The sequence below is a fragment of the Pseudomonas sp. Ma2-10 genome, assembly GCF_054330215.1.
In genome coordinates, this window is record NZ_JBTEYL010000021.1 from 20,514 (window position 1) to 45,126 (window position 24,613).

A 24,613-nucleotide genomic window follows, 5' to 3' on the forward strand; every position below is an offset into this window, starting at 1 on the left:
TCTGTGTATTACAATAATTAATTATTGTTTAACGATAATAAATGGTTTAGCTTTTGCTCACATTCATCCTGTGAGGTATCGCCGTGACTTCCAATCGTCTCGCTCAACTGAGCCAGCGTATGTCTGCTGTGACTCTTTTTCTGATCATCGCGATGCTGGCGATCAATGCTGTGCTTTGGCTCTTTCCTTTCCTGGCTGCGAAGGATGGGTGGGGGCTAGGTTTTGCGCTTACCGATCGCCAACTCTCGCATATCACCGATAAAGCGATGTTGTTCCCGTGGTGGCAAATACTAGGCGGTATTCTGCTGTCGAGCGTGCCATTGCTGGCGCTGGCATACGGCTTGGGAAACTTGCGTCGACTGTTCCGGAACTATTCGCGCGGTGAGTATTTTTCCAGTGAGTCAGCTGTTCATTTAGGTCTGGTCGGAAGGGCGGTGGCGCTCTGGGTGTTGCTCGATTTCTTGTGCGAGCCCGTGCTCAGCTTCTGGGTGACAATGAATGCGCCGATCGGTGAGCGGCTGATTACTGTCAGTGTCACGGCTCCCACTTTTGTCGCGTTGTTCCTGGCTGCGTGTATATCGATCATTGCGCGTATTCTCGGTCAGGCCAGTGAAGTGGACTCTGAATACCGCACCTTTGTTTGAGATTTTTATGTCAATTGTCATTCAGCTGGACGTGATGCTCGCACTGCGCAAAGTCAAATCCAAAGACCTCGCCGCCGCTATCGGCATTACCGAGGCGAACCTGTCGCTGTTGAAGCAGGGCAAGGTCAAGGGGCTGCGCTTGGCGACTCTGGACGCGATTTGTAAACATCTGAATTGTCAGCCGGGTGACCTGTTGATCCATGTGTCTGACGTCGAGTAAAAGTAAGCACTCCATTGCGCCGGCTTGTTGTGCTGCGTCCACATTTTAACGCCGGGGCGGCACGCACCGGGTTTGCCAAGGTGTAAGGCAAACTCGGCCTGCCACTGTTAGAGGCATCAGGCGCGACAGGCGCTGAAGATCTCTCGCTAGGCTGAATGCAACAATAATTATCCGAGGAGACATGTCATGAAAGTCAGCGCACGTAACGTATTCAAAGGCACCATCAGTCAATTGCAGCCCGGCGCGGTGAATGCGGACGTCTCGCTGAAACTGTCAGGCGGTAATGAACGGGTGACCGGGGTGACCAGGAAAGCGTGAAGAACCTCGGCCTGGCGGTCGGCAAGGAAGCGATCGCACTGGTGAAGGCGCCGTGGGTCATGTTGATGACCGAATCCAGCGACATTCGCCTGTCGGCGCGCCACTGCCTGGAAGGCAAAGTCACCAGTGTCATCGACGGCGCCGTGAACTGCGAAGTGGTCATCCAGCTCGACGGCGGCACCGAAGTCTATTCGGTCGTGACACGCCAGGCTGTGGCAGAACTGGACCTGGCGCCGGGCGTGAGTGCGGCGGCGGTGATCAAGGCGTCGCATATCATTTTGGGTGTGCCGGCCTGATATCACGAGTCGACTGACACCTGATCAGGCTTTGGCTCGGGTTCGTTGTCGAACAGCACTGACACGCTCTTGAGGGCTGCATGATAGTCCTCGTCGGTGTGAATGAGGCGAATGTTCATGGGTTACTCCATCTCGACGGTATCAGCGTCGATTGCGTCGGACTGTTTGTGAGTGCCGACAAGTTTTATGTATACGGCGCCGAAGCGATAGGCCACAGCGACTGCCAACCGAAAGTCATTGCCCTTGATGTTGAACACGACTCTGCGGCTTTTGAGAATACTGGCGGTAGCAAAGTGCGCCTTTATGTCCGCTGGCGTTTTCCATTCAACATTTTTTGCCTCGTCAATCCAGGCCACAAAAGATTGTTCCGAGTCCGGGTATTTCTCCCAAAACCTTTTCAGCTGACTGATAGCGATGATTCTCATGGAATGATCCTGGTCCCGTGGTGGGACTGATGCAAGTCTGTGGAGGCGCATCCGATGTGCGGAGGGGCAAGTTCGACTTCTGTGATCAAGCACTGTCGACAGCTGATTTGATGAGCTGGGGCTGACGCGGAACTGGGAAAAAATGATCTTCAAACTCTATCCAAGACACAGTCATTTGTGGGTAGGAAAAGGCTGCGCGAAGGGGCCGATCAGTATTCGTTACCTATAAAAAAGGGCCTACCTCCCGGTAAGCCCTTGCTCATTCCCGCGTACGACTCAATCCCCCAACGCCGCCCCCTCACGCCGCGGATCGGCCCCGCCCGCCAGCGACGTTTTTCCCTGCGCATCCTTCACCCGAACAATCGCCTGGGTCCCGCTGGTCATGTCGATCTCGTTCACGCTGTGTCCTTTGTCCTTCAGCACCTGAATCAGCTCCGAGCTGAATTGCCCCTGTTCCAGTTCGGTCGGACCGTTGCGGCTGCCAAAGTTGGGAAGGTTGATGGCAGTTTGGGGGTCGAGGTTCCAGTCGAGCAGGCCAATGGTGGATTTGGCGACGTATTCGATGATCTGCGAGCCGCCGGGGGACCCGATGGTGGCGAGGAATTCGCCGCTCTGGCGGTCGAAGATCAGCGTCGGTGCCATGGACGAGCGTGGGCGCTTACCGGGTTCGACGCGGTTGGCAACCTTCTGGCCATTCTCTTCGGGGATGAACGAGAAGTCGGTCATCTGGTTGTTCAGCAGGAAACCCTGAACCATCAGGTGCGAGCCAAACGCGGATTCCACGGTGGTGGTCATGGACACGGCGCCGCCTTCGTCATCCACGGCCACCACTTGCGAGGTGGAGATGCGCAGCGGCGAGCGGTCCGGAGCGTAGGCGACCTGAATGCCTGACGGGGTGCCGGGTTTGGCCGTGCCCATGCTGCGATCGCCGATCAGGGCCGCGCGGTCGGCCAGATACGCAGGGTCAATCAGACCTGTGACGGGAACGGCAACGAAGTCTGCGTCGGCCACGTACAGCGCGCGGTCGGCGTAGGCCAAGCGTTCAGCTTCGGAGATCAGGTGCACGGCTTCAGGCGCCGGCTCAATGCCCGCCGGTTTGTTGGTCTTGACCGGTTTGAGCGGCGACAGGGCAAAGCGCGGGTCGCGGGTTTCGAGGGCCTGCAAGGTGCCGAGGATCTGCGCCACGGTGATCCCGCCTGATGACGGCGGCGGCATACCACAAACCTGCCAGCGTTTGTAGTCGGTGCATAGCGGCGCGCGCTCCTTGGCGCTGTAGTCGTTGAGATCGTTCAGCGAGAGGCTGCCCGGGTTGGCGTGACCCTGAACCTTGGCGACGATCTCCTGTGCGATCGAACCTTTGTACAACGCATCCGGTCCTTCCTTGGCGATGCGATTGAACACCGCGGCCAGAGCGGGGTTTTTCAGTTGCGTGCCTGCGGCTTTCGGGCTGCCATCGGCATTCAGAAAATAGGCCGCCATGTCCGGCGAGCGTCGAATGGACGAGTCCGAGGCGACCAACTGGTGAAGACGTGGCGAGATGGCGAAGCCTTGCTCCGCGAGATTGATTGCTGGTTTGAATAGCTGCGCCCACGGCAGACGACCGTGTTTTTGATGGGCCAACTCAAGCGCCCGCAATACCCCCGGTGTTCCCACCGAGCGACCGCCAATCTGCGCCTGGGTGAACGGCATCGGTTTGCCGTCGGCTTGCAGGAATAGCTTCTCGGTGGCGCCGGCAGGAGCGGTTTCGCGACCGTCATAAGTGCGTACCGCCTTGCCATCCCAGAGCACGATCAACGCACCACCGCCAATGCCCGAGGATTGCGGCTCGACCAGGGTCAGCACGGCCTGCATCGCAATCGCGGCATCGATTGCCGAACCACCCAGACGCAACATCTCCCGCCCGGCCTCGGCTGCCAGCGGATTGGCTGCGGCCGCCATGTGTTTTGAGGCGTATTGGGTCTGCAGATCGGTGCGATAACCTGACGCGACTTCCGGCGCAACAGGCAGCGTCGAAGAGGTCGGAGCACTACAGGCTGCGAGGGTTAAAGCAGCGGCGATCAGCGAAAGGGCTGACAGGCGATAGCGACTCAAGTGAAAGGCTGAGAACACGTGGGGGCACTCCATCCGTGGGAAAAGATCAGGGGACTTTATCGGCCGAAAGGAAGTGACGCAAACCAAGGCCTACAGCAAAGATGTTTTTGTCCTTCATGACTCCACGGATTTTCTGTAGGGTCAAGGCAACAGACTGGCCAGAAGGTCAACAAGAGGCAGACATGCAGACCGCGTTCCCCACCCAGCCAAGTTACCGCACCCTGCGTGATCAATTCCTGGCCGCCGCGACCGGGGCCGGTGCGACGCTGACCGAGTACCCGCATCCACTCAAAGGGCCGTTCGGTGAGCCGTTGAGCACCGATGTGGCCGTGCTGGGTGATCCGGGCGCGAAGCGGCTGCTGATTGCGCTCAGCGGTACCCATGGGGTCGAAGGCTTCTACGGTTCGGGATGTCAGATCAAGTGGTTGCAGGCGTTGGGCAAGCGTTCGCTGCCGGCCGATGTCGCGGTGGTGATGATCCATCTGATCAATCCGTGGGGCACTGCATGGTTGCGTCGGGTCAACGAAGACAACATCGATCTGAACCGCAATCACCTGAACTTCGACCACGTATTGCCAGCTAATCAGGCCTACGCAGCGCTGCATGAAATCTATGCCTGCACGCAGTTGCAGGGCCCGGAGCGTGATCGCGCCGATGCTATGCTCGAGGCGCAGATCAGCGAGTGCGGCTGGCCAGCGGTGATGTCGATTGTCGAGGGCGGCCAGCACCGTCATCCCGATGGTTTGTTCTACGGCGGACTGGCGCCGAGTTGGTCGAACCGCACGTTGCATCAGATCATTCAAAAGCATGTTTCCCATGCCGAAGTGGCCATGTGTTTCGACTTGCACACCGGCGCCGGGGAGTACGGGCATCCGATGTTGCTGACCATTACCGAGGCGGCGTATCCAGCGCTTGCAGATGCGCAGGGCCTCTATGGTCCCTGGCTCTATACCTTGCACACGGGCGCCGACACGTTGAGCGAAACCGGCGTTGCGGCCACCGCCACTGGTTACACCTCGCAGGCGCTGATCAATGCGTTGCCGAACGTGCGGTTGATGCCGTTTGTGATCGAGTGCGGGACGTATCCCGGTGCCGAGGTTCATCGTCATCTGCGCGATGATCACTGGCTGCACTTGCACGGCAATCCGAGTGATGACGTGGGGCGCGGGATCAAACTGAATCTGCTTGAGCAGTTCTATCCTGCGGACAGCGACTGGCAGGCGATGGTCTGGCTACGCACCTGCCAGATTTGGGAGCGGGCCTTGTCAGCATTGCCGGCAATTCGTTCCTGACGCGCCCGGCGGGGAAAATGGTTTTTTATTATCAAATCAATTAGGCGTACACACTGGCATACATGCTACTGGGATCTGAGTGAGCGTTCTCTTATAGCTGCGCTCGGGCATAGCTGCGCTCGGGGATGATGCCATCTGTCTGAAACAAGGCCTAGATGTCGGATTGACCATAGAAAGATGCCATCCAGTCTCTCTCAGCGGCATTACTCGCCAGAAAGGCTGGAGAATATGGTTTGCTGCGGGGCCGTTGCATTGCTGATTTATCGTTCATCGTGATTCGATTTGAGCCCCTGAACATAGGAATGTGTAACCTTCCTATGTTCAGGGGCTTGGTCTGAAAGGTCTGAGTAAGCTTTATGTGTATGACATACCTCACGAAACAGCGTTCCCTTCTGCTTGTATTTGGTCTGGCAACATTTCTTCGCATCCATGATAAGCGGTGACGTATTTACCGCTTTCGGGGCAGCGGGCAGAAACCGGACGATTCTGTTGAAAAATTCGGTCTGCCCAAACTGCCAAATCATTGACTGGTGAGAACGCCTTTTTTGCACGCTGCTACGTGAAATCAGAATCCGGAAGCCTCTGCCAAAAGTAAAGATTTCAATCTCGGATGAGCACTTTCCTGATGTGCAAACTATGGACGACTTTTTCAAAAAAATCGGACAATACCGGACAGTCGCGCCATTGCTGCACCCGACCCAAGCTGCGTAGAAACGCTGTAGAGCAAGTTCTAAAGTCAAAATCGGAACGAAAACCGCGTTCCTACGCAAATTTCAGGATCACTGATCTGCCAATCAATGACAGATTTTACATAGCGACGCAGACTTGAAAACTGGGCCTGAGTTTTTACACAGTCTGGACCAAAAGGAGCTGGTCAGGCCTGCCTAGAAAACCCAGTACAATTCATATCACGACAATTTTAGATGTTAGCCATCCTACCCGGCGCGCCGAAATACTTCCCCAGTCGACTCTGCCATGTTGAACAATTCATCCACTACCATCCGCACCTATGGCTGCACATAATGTGTTCGTGGCCAAATGACTTGGATGGGCATGGTCATCCAACACGGTCGCAAGTTTTCCACTTCGAAAATCTTCTGCGACCAACCAGGTAGGCAGTTGGCAAAGACCGCAGACGGCGAGGGTGGTGCGTAACATTAGCTTTCCGTCGGCAACTCCGTGGCGTACACGTACCTCCTGTTGCTCAAGGACTCCATTCTGCCCTTTGAGCAACTCGTTTTTATTAGTTATCGGTGGGCTTTACTTAGGTTGTCGGGAGCGGCGCATATAACCAAGTCCGAGCAACCGCAAAGTGCGGGAGACCAATTCGGATCAACCTTTAGATCACCAATACATACCGCCAGGTCTATACCCCCGGCGCTCATGTCGATTCTGCGTTCACCAACGGTCATGATGAGATCCAAGTTGGCGTAACGACGTGCGAGGGTAATGACCGCCCACACCAGCCGGGCGCGGCGCCCACTCACGTATTGGCTACCGTTGATTCTAAGTGGTGTTGCCATTTCGCCCGCAACGTCGCCGTTGCCTTCAGCCGGTTGCGCAGTTGCACAGATTGATTCCGTCCGCATAATGGGGGTCATGAATCCATTGCCCGACGAGTCACGAATGCGCCCGTTACCGCCGATTGGTGTTGGTCTGCGCGCTGCGCATTACCCCGACTTTCTGCAGACATTGCCGCCCGTCGACTGGCTTGAAGTGCATACCGAGAACTACTTCGGGCCCGGTGGCTGGGATCTGCATGTGTTGCGGCGCCTGGCCAATCATTATCCGATCAGTCTGCATGGGGTGGGATTGGGCATCGGCTCGGTACATGGGTTTTCCATGGAACATGTCGAGCGCATTCGCCAGTTGGCAGCCAGCGTCAGCCCCTTTCTGATTTCGGAACACCTGACCTGGGGCGCGGTGGAGGGGCGCTGCATTAACGATCTGTTACCGCTGCCGCTGACCGAAGCGTCTCTGAGTCTGGTCTGTGAGCGCGTCGATCAAGTGCAGAGCGTGCTCGGTCAACAACTGTTGCTGGAAAACGTGTCGACCAGTCTGCGCTACAAGGGTGACACCTTGGGGGAGACGCAGTTTCTTGCGGAAGTCGTGGCGCGCACCGGGAGTGCGGTGCTACTGGATCTGAATAATCTTTACGTCAATCAATGCAACCACGGCGAACCGGCGCTGGCCGCCATGCAAACGCTCGCTGTTGGCTGCATGGGTGAATTGCATCTTGCAGGCCATAGCCATGAGCAAGGCTTGCTGGTGGATGATCATGGCAGTGCGGTTGCCGAGCCGGTCTGGGCGCTGTATCGCAGCGCATTGCGCCAGTTTGGCAGCGTGCCGGTGCTGATCGAATGGGACACTCGTCTGCCGCCGTTTGCAGAGCTGTTGGGTCAGGTCGAGATTGCTCGGGCGATTGCTGCGGAGGTGCCGATTGACGCGTGAAGAGTTGGCGTCGCTGCAAGCCGATTTCGTTGCAAGCCTCGACGAATCGTCAGCACCTGCGATTCTGCCGCAGGGTTGGTTTGACGCTGCCAGTGCCAATGATCAACAGCGTTTTTCGCGTTACCGCAGTGCTCTCTGGCAGCACCAGGAGCGCTCGCTGGCGTTGACTTATCCGGTGATCAAGGCGTTGGTCGGCGATGAGTTTTTCCGCACGCTTGCGCATGCTTATGGCCAGCGATATCCATCGCGCCAGGCCGATCTGAAAACGTTCGGCGCGCAGTTTGCGGTGTTTCTCAATGATTACTTGGCCGTTCACGCCTACCCGTATTTCGCTGACGTGGCGGCGCTGGAGTGGTCGGTGCAGTGTGCGGCGTTCGCTGCTGACACTGTGGCATTGAGTGCTGGCGAACTAGCTGCGCTGAGCAGCAGTCAAATCGATGCCCAACGTTTGACCCTGCATTCAGGCTGTTCGCTGCTGCACAGTGACTGGCCATGCGCGGCGTTATGGACTGCTCATATGACGCCGGGCCAGGCATTTCCGGATCTGCAAGCGAAACACCGGACGACTCTGGTTTATCGACTCGGCTGGGTGGTGAAGGTGCGGGAGTTGAACCCCTGCGAAGCGGCGGGGTTGATCTGCCTGAGTGGCGGGGCCAGCCTGAGCGAGGCCTTGTTGGCCGCTCAGGCGCGATTCGCCGAGGCAAATCTCCCATCGCAGTTGGTCGATAGCGCAGCGCTGGTTACGCGCTGGCTGAACGATGCGCTGCTGGTTACCGTCAGCGTCTAGTGATCCTTACGGAGCGCCAACTGCCAGCGTCGCCTGAAGTTCGGCGAAGGTGGTGATGCTGCCGGCAATCGCGCTGGCGGCCACGGTGTATGGGCTGGCCAGCCAGACGCTGCCGGGCCCCGAACGGCCGGGAAAGTTACGGTTGATCGCGCTGATGGTGACCTGTTCCGCCGACACCGACTGCCCCGGTCCACAATTGGCGCAGGCGCCGCAACCCGGTTTGATCAGCACCACGCCGGCCTGCTCGAAGGTTTTCAGGTAACCGCGCTGCTGACAGTAATCATGAACGTCCATCGTGCCGAACTGCAAAAACAGCCGTGTGTCTGCGATCAGGGGATAGTCGTTGGCCAGCGCCCACGCCAGGACTTCGTGATAGCAGTCAAAATCACTGCGCTTGCCGGCGGTGCAGGACCCGCCATAGGCGATGTCCACGTTCACCGGCGCGGGCAGATCCGCCACTGCCACGCCGTTGCCGGGATCTCCCGGACGGGCCAGCATGGCTTGCAACTGGGAGCCGTCGATGTGGATCACTTCGCGATAGTGGGCATCCGCATCACTGCTCATCCAGTCTTCGAGCTGGAAGTCGATGCCGCGCCGCTCTTTGAGAAAACTCACGGTTTTGGCATCGGGCTCGACAATGCCGGTCATGCCGCCGAGCTCGGCGACCATGTTGGTCAACGTCGCGCGTTCATCAATGTTCATTCCTCGAATGGCTGGGCCGCCATATTCGAACACTGCGCCGATTGCACCACCGGCCTGGATCGACTCCATCTGCAGCAGATACAGCACCAGATCCTTGGCCATCACCCCAGGCGCTAACGTGCCGCTGACCTCGATCCGAATCGTGTCGGGGACTTTGCAGCGCACGTAACCGGTGGCCCAGCTATTGGCCATTTCAGTCGCGCCAACGCCGAACGCCAGACAGCCCAGCGCACCGGAATGCGGTGTGTGTGAATCGGTGCCGGCGACCACTTGTCCAGGCAGGGCGTAACGCTCGATCATCAAGGCATGGCAAATGCCCTCTGACCCGGATTTGTCTTGCAGCGCCCCGTGGGAGCGCACCGGATACTGCTCGGAAAAGTGCCTGTGACCACGGGCAAGATCCGCCACACCGTCGAGCAGTCCCTGCTGGATGTGCGGAATGCTTTGCGGCGCGAGGACCAGATGATCCTCAAACGCAATGATCCGGTCTGGATCGATCAGGCTGGCCGGCTGACCGAACGCCTGATGCATGAGGTGGGCGCTCATGCCGGTGAAGTAGTCGTGACTGAAGCGGTAATCTGCGGCGATGAACACGCCCTCGCCACGGGTGACGGTCTGCGCATCCGGATGCAGGTGACGAGTGATGATTTTCTCGACCAGAGTCAGGCCTGTCTTGCTCGGGGTAACCCGCTCGCGGTCCGGCAGCGGCCAGTGCGCAGCGCGGCTGTACTTGAGCAGTCCACCGCTGCGGATGATCTGCTGCGTCAGTTCGTCGCGACCTTCCAAGAAGGTCGAAAACTCGATGGCTTCGCCAGCGGCGATGCGCTCAAGCACAGAGAAATCGGTGGTGGTCAGAATGCCAATGTTGTCGCAGTTCTGTTGATAGATCCGCTCAAAGCTCTCGGCCACGATCAGGCGGATACCGGCCGACAGTTCAGCCACCGGCGAGGATTCGCGTGACGACCCTTTGCCGTAGCGCTTACCCGCGACGGTGATCTCGAAACCGCCTCGCTTGATCGCATGGCGAGCAATCGGCAATTGCTCGCCAGCCTTGAAGCCAACATAGGGGAATTCCCCCAGGCGCTCGTCGTAAACCATCATGACGGTGACGGGGGTGATTTCGTCGGTAGAGATGTTGTCACGCAGCGGCTCGGCGCTTGCCAAAGTCAGGTCTTCGCCGTCGAGCTGACGGTGAAGACACTCAGGGTTCTGCGACAAATACAGAGCGCGCCCGGAAAAGCGAATTGCATTGTTCATAGATGAGTTCTCCTGATTGCACTCTATCAGCGGGGAAAACGCCCCGCGCTGATGGTTGGAGAACACAGAGATGCTGGTTGGAGACGAATCGCCAAGCGCTGTGGGCAAGGCTCAGACATCGACCGGGAGCTTGTCACAAAGTGCTTTTCGCCGTTGCTGCACGCTCAATTGGCTGATCCACAGCGCACAGCCGAGCAGCAGCACGCAGGTGGCGATGAAGACCGAACGAATCCCGATGTGTCCGGCAAAAAACCCACCGGCGACCGGCCCCAGCACTTGTCCGGCGTATTGCGCGGAGGTCGAATAACCGAGCATGCGGCCGACCGAGCGATCATCGACATTGTGCCGGATCAATGCAGTTACGCAGGGCAGCAAGCCGCCGAGCGCCAGGCCCATGCAGAAACGCAGGGCAATCAATTGCCAGATATCGCTGACAAAGGCTTGTGGAATCAGCAGCAGCCCGGCCAGTGCGAGGCTCGCGGCGACCACTTTAAGGCCACCGACCCGGTCAGCGATCTTGCCCAGCCGCGGCGCTGAAATGATGCTGCCCAGCGCGGCGGCGGACATGGTCAAACCGGCGTAGAACGTCACGTTGCCGGCGGCCTCGACCAGTTGTTGCACGTACACGGTGATGATCGGCTCGATGGACATGTTGGCGACCATCAGCAATGACGCCGTGGCGAGCATCGAGAAGACCACGGTGCGCTGATTATTCGATAAACCGGCGTCGGTCGCGGGGGGGGGCGCCGCGTTCGTCCTGGCTGGGGCGACACGCTTTTCTTCGCGGACGAACAGGCACGTGGCCAGGAAGTTCAGAAAAATACAGGCGCTAGCGAGGAAGAAGATGCTGCGAATATCCAGCACCGCCGGCAACACACCGCCAATCAACGGGCCGACTAGGCTCCCGGCCATGATGCCCGACGCCAGGGTGCCCAGCGCCCAGGCCGAGCGATCCTTGGGCGTTTGTGCCGCCACGATCACATATGACCCAGACGTGTAGCCGCCCGCCAGTCCCACCAGAAACCGCAACAGAACCAGCTGCCAGACATTCTGCGCCAGGCCGATCAGCGCCATGCTCACAACCATGCCCAGGCTCGCGCGGATGAGGTTTTGTTTGCTGCCATAGCGATCAGCCAGACGCCCCCACAGCGGCGCGACGAGAGCAGCGGAAAGGAACGTGGCGCCATAGGCGATGCCCGACCACTGGACGATTTGCGCATGGCCCTCAACGCCCAGTTGCTCGATGTAGATCGGCAGAAAAGGCAACAGCAACGTCATGGCGACGATATTGATGAATGAGCCGAAGAAACAGATGGCCAGGTTACGTTGCCAGTACACGCTACTCATGTGATGAATCCCTGTAAAAATGATCGAGCGCATGGGCGTTGCCTGCGCCATGCCGATGCGCTCGCCGGCGCCGGGTTCAGACCGTGGCCACCGGCGTCACCGGCGAGGCCACGGCGCCAGTCAGACGCAGGGGCGGCGCGGTCAACAAAAAACGGCTGCGACCGTTTTCCCGCAGCCATTGGGCGAGTGGCGTCAGATACCAGAGTTCGCCCAAATGGATGCCCAGTTTGAACAGACACAACTCGTGCAGCGGCAGAATCGGGTAGTGCGGCAGATCGAGTTTTTCCGACGGAAAGGCTTCCACCGCATGATTATCCGCTGCAATCGCGCTGATCTGCGCTTCGTCGATCCAGCGTAGCAACTCTTCGTCACGACCGTTGAGGTCGACGCCCGAGTGCTCAAGCAAATGAACGTCCGGATCGCCTTGCATATCCACCAGCATCTGCGCGAAACCAGTGTGGAACAGTACGATGTCGCCAGGCTCGACCACAATATTGTCGGCCTCCATGATCTGACGTATCTCGGCATAACCGACGCGCCGCTTGGCATTGCCAAAATGTTTGTGCAGGTCGATCAGTACCGCCCGGCCTTGCAGTCCGGTGGCTGCCATGTGCTCGACCCCCAGGAACCTGGCTGGCGCCGGTGGGAAATCGCCGTGGGCATCAGGCTCACGTACGATCTCGCCAAAAATGTCCTGCTCGGCGCGGAAACCATTGTAGAAGCAGCTTTGTAAGCGCCCGTCACCGTCGATATCGAACAGGCTGCCGACTTGCGCAAGGCTGTCCCACTGGGTCGAATACTGTGTGCAAAGGGTCACGGTGTGGTCGCACAGCACATCGGTCAGATGCGGATCATCCTGGCTCAGTTGGTAGTCGATGTTCGAACGATTGTTGCGCAGTACCGGTTTCAGCACGGGTGGCTGGCGGCGCGCGTTCCACTTCGACCCGCCCGGAAGGTCAAGCGGCAGACTCAGGCAGAACGATTTGCCGGCACGAACCTCGGCGGCACCTTGACGGATCTTTTCAGCCGTCAGCAGATTCAGCCGTCCGAGTTGATCATCAGGACCGAAATCCCCCCAGTTCGACCCCGCCGGACGTTGCTTGTAGCGCATGTTGATACTCCACTCAGACCAGTGGGCAGCCCGCAGGCTGCCCGTTTCAACTCAGATGCTCGGCTTGAGCAAGATCGATTCAGTTGTGTTCGGTCGGGTCTGGCTCAGGTGGTAACACGGCAAAGCGCTTGAAGCCCGGGCGCTGGCTGATGCGCTGGTACCAGGCGTCCAGATGCGGGGTGTCGGGTTTGTTGTCGAGCTCGAAGGTTTCATAGGTTTGCGCCAGCACACCGAGCGCAATATCGGCGATGGTGAAGTACTCGCCGGTGATGAATTGCTTGCCGGCCAGGTACTCGTCGGCAATCGACCAGTTCTTCGCCAGGCGCGTCGATTGAATGCGCACGGCATTCATGTCGCGCCGCTCGGGAGCGGTGCGGATGAGTGAAGTGAACAGCGGCACGATATCCGGCCACAGCGCACCGACAGACCAGTCCAGCCAGCGGTTGCAGTCCGCATGCAACTTCGGTTCGGACGGGTAAAGGCTTGGCGGGCCGTAGCGCAGCGCCAGGTAGCGCATGATCGCGTTGGACTCCCACAGCACGAATTCCTCATCGATCAGCGTCGGCACCAGACCATTGCGATTGAGCCGCAAGTATTCCTCATCATTGGTCCGGCCATACTGGCGGCCGGCATCGATTCGTTCAAAATCCAGCTTCAGGTCTTCAAGGCACCACAACACCTTCTTGACGCACAAACCACGTTCTCTGCCCCAAACTGTCAACATGACTATCCCTCGCACGATTTAATCAGATGGCTACTGCTTGCGTTGACCGACCTTAATCGGACGGTTTTTTCATGAATGTTTCGCGATACTCCGGCACTTGCAGACCAGCCATGCCCCAGTTATCGACATGGATTTCATCAATGACCACCGTGGTACTTCGCGGGTTTTTCTGCAGCACGCGTTCCAGCACCGCGGTGACTTCGGCGATCAGCTCGCGTTTCTGCTCGCGGGTGACGCCTTCATCGGTAATCTTGATATTTACGTAAGGCATGCAACGCTCCTTGGATTGGCAGCGACGAGGCTCGGCACCGGGCCTTGCTTCGCCAACTCTGTTTGTAAACCGCGCGCCAGACGCTCCATGGCACGGCGCAGCAGTTCGGGTTTCTGGGCAAAACACACGCGAATGAAGCCTTCTCCCGCGGGGCCGAACGCGCTGCCCGGTGCGATGGCGACGCCATGTTGTTGCACCAGCGCCATGGCCAGACTTAGGCTGTCGCTGACACCCTCCAGCTGGATGAACGCATACAGGGCGGCGTCTGGCTGGTGGTAGCGGATGCCTACAACGCCGGCCAGCGCGGCGGACACGATCGCCCGCCCGGTCAGGCAGTAATCGCGGAACCCGTCCACGAATGGCCGATCCTGCAACGCCGCCAGCGCCGCCATTTGCACGAAGGGCGCGACCCCGGAATGAGTCAGTTCGATCAGCTCACCAAGCTTTTCCCGCTGGCCCTGCGGAACCACCAGCCAGCCCACCCGATACCCTGTCATGGCCCAGGTTTTGCTGAAGCTGTTGCACACCACCAGACGATCCTGGGCCGTGGCGATGTCGAGCATGGAAGGGGCGGCTCGCCGGCCGTCATAGATCAGGCGTGAATAGACTTCATCGCTGACGACCCACACCCCGTAGCGGCGACACAGGTCCAGAATTGCCTGCATCTGTTGCGCACTGGCGGTCCAGCCGGTGGGATTGTTGGGCGAATTGAGAAACAGCACCCGGCTGCCCGGCAACGCCGCTTCCAACGCTTCCAGGTTCAGCGTGAACCCCTGTTGGTCGAGCAACAGCGGCACGTCTCGCACATTCACGCCTTTGAGCGCCGCGAGATTTCCCGGGTTGGGCCACGCGGGCGAAATCAGTACCGCCGTGTCGCCTTCGCGCAGCAGCGCAGCGAAGGCGACGTTGATTGCGGCCATGCCCGAGGCGGTCACGGCGATCCGATCCTCACTGACTGGCATTTGATGCAACTCGCTTAGGTAGTCGGCCAGCCCTTGGCGCAGGGCCGGTACACCGCGAATATCCGGGTAGCGGGTGTGCCCGGCATCGAGCGCTTGCTTGAGCGCGGTTTGTGCGCAGACGGGGCTCGGATGATCGCTTTCGCCGAAGCACAGAAAGTCCACATCCCCGAGCCGAAACGCTTCCCGGGCCACCCCGACCAACTGCGAGCCTGCGATGTGATCGAGATCGAACGTTGCCAGGTGTTCGAATGCATCGGACACCGAGTCGGGCGGCGTTCTGTCATGATTGTTCAAAGAAACCACGGATGCACCCCTCAGCCGGTTCAGGCAATCGAAAGAACGTTCTGCGGCTGCGTAATTCGGTCCTGACGCTGCACGTGGGTAAGCAAGGCGTCGAGGAAAGTGTTCGACGAATTGAGGCGGATCAGTGCGCCGTAGAGAATTTCCCGGATGACACGCGGATCCTGTTCGACCGCCGGTTCTATGACGTTGTCGAACCAGCCTTTGCCATGAATTGCATCGATACGGATATGCAGGTCGTGGTAAGCCAGACCAAACTCCGGCAACCCCAGGCGCCGCCAGCCGGCAACCAGTTTCTTGAAGCGCCGAGGGGCGAGGTATTCGGTAACCCCGAAGTAACCGATGGCTTTGTAATGATGCCGCGGGCTCAGGGCCAGGCAGGCAGAAAGGTTGCCGCACACCCGTGCTTCAGGGAGCAACGCCTTGTCGATGTAAGCGGAGTCGACATTCAGCGCCTTCAAGGCTTTGCTGAACAGCAGGGTATGCACCTCTCGTTCATCACCATTGCCCATCTCGTCGAAATAGTTTTTGGCGATTTCCATTTTTTCTGCGCCGACTGTGCCCACTTGCATCAGCGCCAGAATATCGTCGAAGCGCGGATCGAGAGTGGTTTCCTGCGCCAGGAAAGTTCTGAAAGCTTCAACGCTTGCCGAGTCGCGAAGATAGTTCTGAAAGAATGGGTGCGCGCCCGCAGGATGTTGGGAAATCAGCTGTTTGAACCAACTTACAAAAGCCCCGCCGTTAGTCGGCATCTGATCGAATATGTCCGCCGGGATAATATCGATTTCATTCTGCAGGATGATCGGTTCAAGTAAGGTAGTGATGTCGGCGAATACAGAAGAGACATCAACATCGACTGTTTCCATTGACGGCACCGAAAAGCGGTAGTCATAGATGACCGCCAGTACCCGATGCAGCTCTTCACGCGACTCCTGTTGGCCGCAAACGAAAAGACGTTTCAGGCGGAGGCACTCATCGAGGACTTTTTGGCGCATGTCATTGTTGAGCACATACGGCTGCGGCCCACTGAATCCTTGCTTACAATAGTCAGTAATGAATGAAAGCAAATTGAAGTTTTGCGTTTGCATCGTGCACTCCTTCGAACGAGTAAAACAACTTTAACGGACAAATAATGGCTCGCAAAAAATTGCCCTAATAGAGTCGATTGCGTTTCTCTTAATGCAAGTATGTAGGGCGCTATTCAGTTGCGTTCTATGGTCTATGGCGGTGCTGTGAAAATCAATTCTCGAATTTTCTACGGTGTTCAACTTAATGAGAACGATCGCTTCGATTTGGCGTGCTTCAGTGCTGTGAGCGAGCGGCGGAGTTTCAGTTGATCCACCTTGTGCAGGGTTGGTTGATACTTCCAATGGCGTTGAAAAGCGTGTATGCCATGACGGTAAGTCGCACTTCGTGCTCAGTTTAAGTAGCGGTTTAATAGCATCAAACAAGAACTATTCGTGTTGGCGTGTCTGGAGTTAGTCGACAGTCTGTCGCGCCCAAGGGAGGGCCATGAATCACTTAATCAGAAAACTGGACTTCACTTCGTTGCGCTTGTTCGTGACGGTTTGTCAGGAAAAAAACATCGCCCGCGCCGCCGAACGCGAGTGCATCACGCCCTCGGCCGTCAGCCGGCGTATCGCCGAGATCGAAGCGATTGTCGGGCTGCCGATCATTCATCGCGAATCGCGCGGCATTTCCGTAACGCCGGTCGGTGAAATGATCATTCGTCACGCCAAAGCGATGATTGCCAGCCTGGAAAGCCTAAACGCCGAACTCTCACAGTTCACCTCGGGTGCCAAGGGCAGTGTGCAGATCGCAGCCAACCTGTCGGCCATCGTTCAGTTTCTTCCGGAAGATCTGGCGGCGTTCAAACGCTTGTTTCCGGAAGTGGAAATTCTCGTCGATGAGCACAGCAGCGCCCACGTGATGCGCAGCGTCACCGAGGGCAGCGCTGAAATCGGTATCTGCAATGCCAATTACGGCACCGCAGAGTTGGAGTTCTTGCCGTATCGCACGGACAGGCTGGTGCTGGTGGTACCGCGCGGCCACCACCTGGCCGAAGCCAGTTCTGTAACGTTCAATGATATCGCCCGCGAAAGCTTCGTCGGTTTGTCTGAGGAAACCTCGCTGATGACTTTGCTGGCGCAGCGCGCCCGGGACATTGGCGAGGAGCTGGACGTGAAGATTCGCGTGCGCAGCCTCGACGTGTTGTGCCGGATGGTGCACGTCAAACTCGGGGTGGCGGTGGTTCCGCAACTGGTGGCCGAGTTGAATATGAACGCGCTGGACCTGCGCGTGGTGCCGATTGTCGAGCCGTGGTCGATCCGCAAACTGGTGGTGGTGTTTCGCCATCGTGATCGCCTGACTGCCACCGCAGCAGCGCTTGTCAACTATCTGACCAACAAGCACTGAGGATTTGGCAGAAAGCCTTGAGCAAAAAGCACGTGCCACTCGCCAATCGGCATGTTAGCCATCTCGACATGTCACGTCTGGGATTGGATCCGGGTAGTAATATTTGGATACATCTCCGACGGGACTTGCCCCATGACCATCGCCACGCCAGCCAAAACCCTCTACGAAAAGCTCTGGGATGCGCATGCCGTTACCACCGATGAGGACGGCACGGCGCTGCTCTACATCGATCGTCATCTGATCAACGAAGTCTCCAGCCCGCAGGCTTTCGAAGGGCTGAAGCTGAGCGAGCGCACGCCGTGGCGGGTTGCCTCCAACCTCGCCGTCGCCGATCACAACGTGCCGACCAGTGATCGCGCCGGTGGCAAGATCCGTGATCCGTTTTCGCGGATGCAGGTTCAGACGCTGGACGCCAATGCGCAGACTTATGGCTTCACCTACTTCGGGATGAACGATCCCCGCCAAGGCATCGAGCATGTGATCGGCCCGGAACAAGGCGCGACGCTGCCCGGCATGACGGTGGTCTGTGGCGACTCGCACACCTCGACCCACGGCGCTTTCGCTTGTCTGGCACATGGCATCGGCACCTCGGAAGTCGAGCATGTGCTTGTCACCCAGACCCTGCTGACGAAGAAAATGAAGTCGATGAAAGTCCAGGTCGACGGCCAGTTGCCGCCCGGCGTGACGGCCAAGGACATTGTCCTGGCAATCATTGGCAAGATCGGCACCGCCGGTGGCACGGGTTGCGCGATCGAGTACGCCGGTTCGACCATAGAAGCGCTGTCGATGGAAGGGCGCATGACGATCTGCAACATGTCGATTGAGGCCGGTGCGCGGGCCGGGCTGATTGCTTTCGACGACACAACCCTGGCCTATGTCAAAGGCCGGCCGCTGGCACCCACCGGCGAGCAATGGGAGCCGGCAGTCGAATACTGGCGAACCTTGCACTCGGATGCGAATGCGCAGTTCCACGCGGTGGTGACGCTGGACGCCACAACCATTCAACCGCAGGTGACATGGGGCACTTCGCCGGAAATGGTCGCGCCGGTCGGTGGCCGGGTGCCAGACCCGAGTCAGGAAGTAGATCCGGTCAAGCGTGACGGCATGCTCAAGGCGCTGGCGTACATGGGGCTGCAAGCGGGGACTTCGATCAAAGATATCGTCCTCGACAAAGTGTTCATCGGCTCCTGCACCAACTCGCGAATCGAAGACTTGCGCGCCGCTGCCGAGGTCGTGCGCGGGCATTCGCTGGCGGCCAACATCAAGCTGGCGATGGTGGTTCCGGGCTCCGGGCTGGTCAAGAGTCAGGCGGAACTTGAAGGTCTGGACCAAGTGTTCATTCGCGCCGGATTCCAATGGCGCGAACCCGGCTGCTCGATGTGCATGGCAATGAACGACGATCGCCTGAGCAGCGGCGAACGCTGCGCTTCAACCTCCAATCGCAATTTCGAAGGGCGCCAGGGGCCCGGTGGGCGAACGCATCTGGTCAGCCCCGCGATGGCTGCGGCGGCAGCTATTGCCGGGCGCTTCGTCGATGTCCGCACGCTGAAACACCCATAAACATAAAAGGAAGTGACTGTGACGCCATTGATCCAACATCGCGGTCTGGTTGTGCCTTTTGATCGAGTCAACGTCGATACCGATGCGATCATTCCCAAGCAGTTCCTCAAATCGATCCGCCGCACAGGCTTTGGTCAGAATCTGTTTGACGAGTGGCGCTACCTCGATCATGGAGAGCCAGGGCAGGCCTGTGAGCAACGACCATTGAACCGGGACTTCATCCTCAATCAACCGCGTTACCACGGTGCGTCGATCCTGTTGACGCGCGCCAATTTCGGCTGCGGATCGTCGCGCGAACATGCGCCGTGGGCGCTCGAGCAGTACGGATTTAGGGTGATGATCGCGCCAAGCTTTGCCGACATCTTCTTCCACAACAGCTTCAAGAACGGCCTGTTGCCGATTGTGCTGGAGGATGCGCAGATCGATCGGCTGTTCGAGGCGGCCACTCAGATCGAACCTTTACATTTGACCATCGACCTCGAACAGCAGCGCATCACATCTGATGCGCACGCCGTTTCCATCGCGTTCGAGATTGATCCGTTCCGCAAATTCTGCCTGCTCAACGGGCTGGACGATATCGCTCTGACATTGCAACGCCAGGCGCTGATTCAAGCCTTCGAACACAACCATCTCAAACGCTTTCCATGGCTACTGAATACTCTATAAGCGACAGCAACTGACCGCGTTAACGGTGGGGATTGCTACCGAGTATTCGGTTCGATCCCCGGGGCATCGAAATGACCTGCACGGCGCCGCGCTGCAAGCGGCTACCGGGGGGAAAGGAATGGATACCCGCTGCGTGCTTTGGCGCGCACAGGTTTAACGGAGTGAGTACATGTATCCGATCAGTTTGTTACACCATCTGGATCTGACCACGCTGAAGCTGCTGCTTTCGATCAGTGAGGAAGGCAACCTGACCCGCGGTGCCCGACGAGAATCCATCGCTATTTCGGCCGCGAGCAAAAGACTGCTTGGTCTGGAACAAGCCATTGGCCTGCCGCTGTTCATTAGGAAATCCAAGGGCATGACGCTCACCGCAGCCGGTGAAACCTTGCTCGACCATGCGCGGCAAATGTTGCAAGGTGCGCAACGGATTCATGCCGCTCTGATGGAGCATGCGCGCCAGGCGCAGGATTGTGTCAGGGTCGCTGCCAACCCATCCTCCATCGCCCAGTTTGTGCCCGACGATGTCAGTCATTTCCTCAACGCCCACAAGCGGATCTGCGTCGACCTTCAGGAAGATTCCAGCCTTAATGTGTTGCAGGCCATAGAGGCGGGCAGGGCCGATATCGGGGTGTACGCGGAGAATGGCGTGGCACACGACTTGTACTGCGAACCGTACCGCCAGGATCGCCTGATCATGGTTGTCCATCACAAGCATCCGCTGGCACCGCGCGGTCAGATCAGTTTCGAAGAATCGCTGGACAATCATCACATCGGTCTGCACGGCAACGACTGGATTCTCAACCACGCGATGAAAAGCTCGCTGGAAGCCGGCAAACCGTTGGACATTCAAACGCAGGTGCCGAGTTTCGAAGTGTTATGCCGCATGGTCCAGGCCGGGGTCGGCGTAGGGCTGATTCCTTACCAGGTGTTCAAAAGCCTCGGGCCACCGAAGAATCTGGTTTCGCTCGACCTGCGCGACGAGTGGGCCACGCGTCACTTGAAAGTGGTCGTGCGCGATCCTCGGCATTTGTCGCCTGCAGCCGGAAAACTGTTCACACACCTGACCCAGGCTAACAACGAACAGCGCGCTGGCGTGTGGCTCGCACGTCCAGGCGAGCGAGTTGCGGGCGGCAATCCACATCAGTTGTTCATGTCCTGAATTCGGGCCCTGATGATGAATCTCAAAGATCTTCTGTTAGCTTCGGCACTGGCCTCAATCGGTGCAACGGCCGCGAGCGAAGCCGATGCTGCCGCACAAAAAGCCGCCGAAAACGAGGTGTGTTATGGCGTGGCCAAGGCTGGCCATAACGACTGTGCCGACACCCGTTGTTTTCACTCCTGCTCCGGCATGAGCAGTGTCGACAACGACCCGGGCGAGTGGACCATGGTGCCCAAAGGCACTTGCGTACAGTCAGGTGGAACGGTTGTCGCCCAGCCGCAGGCTTGCTCGGCGCATGTAGCTCCGCTGTCCGCCACGGCCGACCTGCAAGCCGGCGCCAAACTCTACGCCGAGGGTGATCACGCGCGCGCGATTCCGGCCTGTACGGCGTGCCATGGCGTGGCCGGTGATTCGCAAAACAGCGCATTTCCAAAACTGGCAGGCCAATTCGCCAGCTATCTCGACGCTCAGTTACGCGCTTTTCGCGACGGCACGCGGGCTTCGCCGATCATGGACGTCGCGGCCAAATCCTTGACCGACGAGGAGGTCGCGAACATCGCCCAATTTCTTGCCGCACGCCAACCGGTTAGCGTGGCGAACCGCCTCAGAGCGCAAAGCCTGCAGGCCATGCTCAGCCAAGCGAAGCCCCAGTCCGGCGAGCCGTTCAGTGATTGCGAGGATGCTTGTCCACCCTTGATGCCGATCCCTGCAGGTGATTTCGCGATGGGTTCACCGCCGAGCGAGGCACAGCGCTTCGGCAATGAGCAACAGCATCCAGTGAACATTGCCAGGCCCTTCGCCATGGCGGTTACCAGTGTCACGTTCCAGCAATGGGATGCCTGCCTGGAAGATGGCGGTTGCAATGCTTACAAGCCCAGTGACGAAGGATGGGGGCGTGGCAAACGTCCGGTGATTAACGTCAGTCTCAGCGATGCGCGTGCCTATATCCAATGGCTCTCGAACAAGACCGGTCATCTGTACGCACTGCCCAGCGAGGCGCAGTGGGAATACGCCGCCCGTGCTGGCACGTCTACCGCGCGCTGGTGGGGTGAGGCCGCCAGTCGCAGTCAGGCCAACTACGGCCCGGACGATTGCCCTGCGCAAATTCGCTGTGGCGGCTTTATTGCGGGACCGGATCAATGGTTGAACACCGCTCCTGTCGGCAGTTTTGCGGCGAACGATTTCGGGTTGTTCGACATGCTCGGCAACGTCTGGCAGTGGACCGACGATTGCTGGCACAGCGATTACCGGAATGCACCGCAGGACGGCAGCGTCTGGCAAGAGCGGCAATGCACGCAAGGGGTCATCCGGGGTGGTGCCTGGGGCAATATCCCGGCGTTCATCCGCGCGGCGAGCCGCGCCGGCTACAAGGTCGAGGGGCGGACAAGCAATATCGGTTTCAGGGTGGTGCGTGAACTGTAGAACCTTTTAATGCAGCAACCGGCTGCCATGCGTAGCCGGAACAAATGATCTCCAACAACTACAATTAAGGAGAAATATCATGACAACTGCCATTCAAGGCGCTGTGGTCGATACGGCCAGCGTTGATGAACTCATGCTATACCGGCGCATTGCCTGGCGTATTCTTCCGCTCACCATGGTGTGCTTCCTCTTCTCGTATTTCGACCGGATTAATATCAGTTTTGCCAAGACCCAGATGCAGGCCGAGCTCGGCCTGTCGGATTCGGCGTACGGGTTCGCCGCCAGCATTTTCTTTTTTGGTTACGTGCTTTTTGAAGTGCCCAGCAGCTATGGACTCAAACGCTACGGCGCACCTAGCTGGATCTGCCGCATCATGATTTCCTGGGGGCTGGCGACCGCCGCACTGGTGTTTGCCTACAATGAATATTCGTTGTATTTCCTGCGCTTTCTGATCGGGGTGATGGAAGCCGGTTTTGGCCCGGCGCTGTTGTTCTATCTGGCGTGCTGGTTTCCGAAAAAGAATCTGGCGAGCATGAACGGCATCTGGTTCCTCTCGATCCCGCTAGCCGGCGTGCTCGGTGCGCCGGTGTCGGGCCTGATCCTCGAATACATGAATGGCTTTCTCGGACTCGCCGGATGGCACTGGCTGTTTGTCTTGTCCGGGTTACCCTGCGCTCTGCTGGGGATTGTCGTGCTGTACAAACTTGATCGCGACATTCAGTCCGCCAAGTGGCTCACCCAGGACGAAAAGGATGTGCTGCAGTGCAACCTGGACAACGACAAGAAGCAGTCGCAGCCGATCCATGCCTCGCTGTTCAAGGTGGTTTTTACCCGCCAGGTCGCGGTGCTGTCGGTGATCTATTTCATGATCAAACTGACCGGCTATGGGCTGAACTTCTGGATGCCGCACCTGATCGGCGCATCGGGGATAAAGAGCGAACTGACGGTCGGGCTCCTGACGGCACTGCCGTATCTGGTGGCCGCCATCGGCATGATCATCGTCACCCGGCGCTCGGATGCCTCCGGAGAGCGGCGCAAGTACTTGTGGATGTCGATGATGGTCGGCGCCGTCGGCTATTTCGCCGCGTGCTATTTCAATGAACACTACATCCTGCTGACGGCATTTCTGGTGCTGGCCACGGCGGGTATTTTTATTGCCATTCCGATATTCTGGACGATTCCGCAACAGGCGTTTACCGGCCTGGCAATTGCCGGCGGGATTGCTGCGGTCAATACCGTCGGGCAGTTAAGCGGCATGGTGGCGCCGTTGTTGGTGGGCTACATAAACGACGTGAGCGGTAACACCTACATGGGCATGTTGGCGCTGGCTCCGTTCTGCGTCCTGTGCGCGGCCCTGATCTATTGGGGCCTGCCGGATGATTCAAAAAACGCGAGGCGGGTTATGGTTTGACGCGATGCCGGGCCGACAGTCCGCTCTGCGTTGATCGAAGTCCCTGGTCGAAAGCTCACTCGGTTTCAGCCACTTGACCAGGGGCGGCGAAGCGCACGGGTTCGTTGAGGTTGTGCCGCGAGCGATGGATCAAGCCGATATCGCGTTGAAACGTGTGCTGACCGAGGTCGAGTGCCCGCACACCCGCAGGCAATTGTTGATGGGTTGCGGTTTGCCGCATCAACGCTGTCCGGTTGCTGCAGGCGCTGATCATGCGGCGTGAGGCAGTGACTTCCCAATCAACCAGCTTTGATGCCTGAGTCTGTAATTGAGGCATAAGGACGTTTTCCGACAAGGGGGAACACGTGGCGTTCCAAGGCTCCAAGTACTCTCTTCGCGGTGCCGACATCCCAACCTTCCAAGCGAGATGTATGCCATTCACGAGCCAAGGCTTCAAAGGTTTGGTTTGCTGCTGCTACCTCCGCAGTTTTTCTAGCTTTCTTGGCGGCTATTGGATTTTTGCCTTCTGCTGTATCTGATCTCAATTCGGCAGCCTTTTGCCGGGCAAGGGCGCCGCTGACTTCTGGGCAACCGCCAAGCCCGAGCCACGACCATTTGCCGTCGGGCTTCTTATCGCGCAACTCCCACGATTTCTGCCCGTTAGGCTTTACTCTGAAATACAGCCCCGAGCTGCCTAGCTCACGGTAGGCCCCCGGTTCAGGAGCCAGATTGACTAGTGCGGTATCGGAGAGAGGACGGCGTTTAATATCGCTGCGTTTCATCCGTGTATGCCTCCAGTTCAA

Annotated in this window: 21 protein-coding genes and 3 pseudogenes; 12 read left to right on the forward strand and 12 right to left on the reverse strand. The window is 58.3% G+C overall.

The window, feature by feature from the left end:
- Window positions 1–83 precede the first annotated feature (83 nt).
- The 3 genes and pseudogenes from ACXPVS_RS21010 to ACXPVS_RS21020 all read left to right on the forward strand — a co-directional run bounded on the left by ACXPVS_RS21010 (window position 84) and on the right by ACXPVS_RS21020 (window position 1,478).
- Window positions 84–644 carry a DUF2975 domain-containing protein gene (locus ACXPVS_RS21010; protein WP_458511644.1) on the forward strand — a complete coding sequence of 187 codons (561 nt, stop codon included), beginning with the start codon at window positions 84–86 and terminating at the stop codon, window positions 642–644.
- 7 nt (window positions 645–651) lie between these two features.
- Window positions 652–864 carry a helix-turn-helix domain-containing protein gene (locus tag ACXPVS_RS21015; RefSeq protein WP_458511645.1) on the forward strand — a complete coding sequence of 71 codons (213 nt, stop codon included), beginning with the start codon at window positions 652–654 and terminating at the stop codon, window positions 862–864.
- Between the two features lie 186 nt (window positions 865–1,050).
- A pseudogene (locus ACXPVS_RS21020) lies at window positions 1,051–1,478 on the forward strand (TOBE domain-containing protein).
- Window positions 1,479–1,510: 32 nt separating this feature from the next.
- Here ACXPVS_RS21020 and ACXPVS_RS21025 read toward each other — a convergent pair.
- The 3 genes and pseudogenes from ACXPVS_RS21025 to ggt all read right to left on the reverse strand — a co-directional run.
- Window positions 1,511–1,597: pseudogene (locus ACXPVS_RS21025) on the reverse strand (transcriptional regulator); the annotation flags it as partial.
- Window positions 1,598–1,600: 3 nt separating this feature from the next.
- Entirely contained in the window at window positions 1,601–1,903 is a 303-nt protein-coding gene (locus ACXPVS_RS21030; RefSeq protein WP_458511646.1) for a type II toxin-antitoxin system HigB family toxin, read from the reverse strand.
- A 276-nt stretch (window positions 1,904–2,179) separates the two neighbouring features.
- Window positions 2,180–4,012: a gamma-glutamyltransferase gene (ggt, locus tag ACXPVS_RS21035; RefSeq protein ID WP_458511647.1), complete on the reverse strand. Its 1,833-nt coding sequence runs from the start codon at window positions 4,010–4,012 to the stop codon at window positions 2,180–2,182.
- Window positions 4,013–4,176: 164 nt separating this feature from the next.
- Here ggt and ACXPVS_RS21040 point away from each other — a divergent pair, with 164 nt between their 5' ends.
- The 3 genes from ACXPVS_RS21040 to ACXPVS_RS21050 all read left to right on the forward strand — a co-directional run bounded on the left by ACXPVS_RS21040 (window position 4,177) and on the right by ACXPVS_RS21050 (window position 8,524).
- Entirely contained in the window at window positions 4,177–5,286 is a 1,110-nt protein-coding gene (locus tag ACXPVS_RS21040) for a DUF2817 domain-containing protein (RefSeq protein ID WP_458511648.1), read from the forward strand.
- A 1,626-nt stretch (window positions 5,287–6,912) separates the two neighbouring features.
- A complete protein-coding gene (gene bufB, locus ACXPVS_RS21045; RefSeq protein ID WP_458511649.1) occupies window positions 6,913–7,737 on the forward strand; it encodes an MNIO family bufferin maturase in 825 nt (274 codons plus the stop codon).
- The gene (locus ACXPVS_RS21050; protein ID WP_458511650.1) at window positions 7,727–8,524 is read left to right on the forward strand and encodes an HvfC/BufC family peptide modification chaperone; all 798 of its coding nucleotides are present in this window, start codon (window positions 7,727–7,729) and stop codon (window positions 8,522–8,524) included. Before bufB ends, ACXPVS_RS21050 begins: the two co-directional genes overlap by 11 nt.
- A 6-nt stretch (window positions 8,525–8,530) precedes the next feature.
- On the opposite strand, the gene ACXPVS_RS21055 is transcribed toward ACXPVS_RS21050, so the two are convergent.
- The 7 genes from ACXPVS_RS21055 to ACXPVS_RS21085 all read right to left on the reverse strand — a co-directional run bounded on the left by ACXPVS_RS21055 (window position 8,531) and on the right by ACXPVS_RS21085 (window position 16,286).
- Entirely contained in the window at window positions 8,531–10,483 is a 1,953-nt protein-coding gene (locus tag ACXPVS_RS21055; RefSeq protein WP_458511651.1) for an aconitase family protein, read from the reverse strand.
- A gap of 111 nt (window positions 10,484–10,594) precedes the next feature.
- Entirely contained in the window at window positions 10,595–11,830 is a 1,236-nt protein-coding gene (locus tag ACXPVS_RS21060; RefSeq protein ID WP_458511652.1) for an MFS transporter, read from the reverse strand.
- Between the two features lie 76 nt (window positions 11,831–11,906).
- Complete coding sequence (locus ACXPVS_RS21065) at window positions 11,907–12,941, reverse strand: cyclase family protein (protein ID WP_458511653.1); 1,035 nt, start codon at window positions 12,939–12,941, stop codon at window positions 11,907–11,909.
- Between the two features lie 79 nt (window positions 12,942–13,020).
- The gene (locus ACXPVS_RS21070) at window positions 13,021–13,665 is read right to left on the reverse strand and encodes a glutathione S-transferase family protein (RefSeq protein WP_265042990.1); all 645 of its coding nucleotides are present in this window, start codon (window positions 13,663–13,665) and stop codon (window positions 13,021–13,023) included.
- Between the two features lie 52 nt (window positions 13,666–13,717).
- Window positions 13,718–13,936 carry a tautomerase family protein gene (locus ACXPVS_RS21075; RefSeq protein ID WP_458511654.1) on the reverse strand — a complete coding sequence of 73 codons (219 nt, stop codon included), beginning with the start codon at window positions 13,934–13,936 and terminating at the stop codon, window positions 13,718–13,720.
- Complete coding sequence (locus ACXPVS_RS21080; RefSeq protein ID WP_458511655.1) at window positions 13,924–15,201, reverse strand: aminotransferase class I/II-fold pyridoxal phosphate-dependent enzyme; 1,278 nt, start codon at window positions 15,199–15,201, stop codon at window positions 13,924–13,926. Before ACXPVS_RS21080 ends, ACXPVS_RS21075 begins: the two co-directional genes overlap by 13 nt.
- Before the next feature lie 20 nt (window positions 15,202–15,221).
- Entirely contained in the window at window positions 15,222–16,286 is a 1,065-nt protein-coding gene (locus tag ACXPVS_RS21085; RefSeq protein ID WP_458511656.1) for an iron-containing redox enzyme family protein, read from the reverse strand.
- 424 nt (window positions 16,287–16,710) lie between these two features.
- Between ACXPVS_RS21085 and ACXPVS_RS21090 the strand changes: the two genes are divergently transcribed.
- The 6 genes from ACXPVS_RS21090 (at window position 16,711) to ACXPVS_RS21115 (ending at window position 23,831) form a co-directional block, all read left to right on the forward strand.
- A complete protein-coding gene (locus ACXPVS_RS21090) occupies window positions 16,711–17,613 on the forward strand; it encodes a LysR family transcriptional regulator (RefSeq protein ID WP_458511657.1) in 903 nt (300 codons plus the stop codon).
- A 132-nt stretch (window positions 17,614–17,745) separates the two neighbouring features.
- The gene (leuC, locus tag ACXPVS_RS21095) at window positions 17,746–19,173 is read left to right on the forward strand and encodes a 3-isopropylmalate dehydratase large subunit (protein ID WP_458511658.1); all 1,428 of its coding nucleotides are present in this window, start codon (window positions 17,746–17,748) and stop codon (window positions 19,171–19,173) included.
- An 18-nt stretch (window positions 19,174–19,191) separates the two neighbouring features.
- Window positions 19,192–19,839 (forward strand): 3-isopropylmalate dehydratase small subunit, encoded by a 648-nt coding sequence (gene leuD / locus ACXPVS_RS21100; protein ID WP_458511659.1) that lies wholly within the window; start codon window positions 19,192–19,194, stop codon window positions 19,837–19,839.
- Between the two features lie 169 nt (window positions 19,840–20,008).
- Complete coding sequence (locus ACXPVS_RS21105) at window positions 20,009–20,998, forward strand: LysR family transcriptional regulator (RefSeq protein WP_458511660.1); 990 nt, start codon at window positions 20,009–20,011, stop codon at window positions 20,996–20,998.
- A gap of 15 nt (window positions 20,999–21,013) precedes the next feature.
- A complete protein-coding gene (gene bufA1, locus ACXPVS_RS21110; RefSeq protein ID WP_458511661.1) occupies window positions 21,014–22,420 on the forward strand; it encodes a BufA1 family periplasmic bufferin-type metallophore in 1,407 nt (468 codons plus the stop codon).
- A gap of 79 nt (window positions 22,421–22,499) precedes the next feature.
- Window positions 22,500–23,831, forward strand: a complete 1,332-nt coding sequence (locus ACXPVS_RS21115) for an MFS transporter (RefSeq protein WP_458511662.1) — start codon at window positions 22,500–22,502, stop codon at window positions 23,829–23,831.
- A 55-nt stretch (window positions 23,832–23,886) separates the two neighbouring features.
- On the opposite strand, the gene ACXPVS_RS21120 is transcribed toward ACXPVS_RS21115, so the two are convergent.
- Both ACXPVS_RS21120 and ACXPVS_RS21125 read right to left on the reverse strand, forming a co-directional pair.
- Window positions 23,887–24,051, reverse strand: a complete 165-nt coding sequence (locus ACXPVS_RS21120) for a hypothetical protein (protein WP_458511663.1) — start codon at window positions 24,049–24,051, stop codon at window positions 23,887–23,889.
- An 85-nt stretch (window positions 24,052–24,136) separates the two neighbouring features.
- A pseudogene (locus ACXPVS_RS21125) lies at window positions 24,137–24,592 on the reverse strand (tyrosine-type recombinase/integrase); the annotation flags it as partial.
- Window positions 24,593–24,613: the final 21 nt, after the last annotated feature.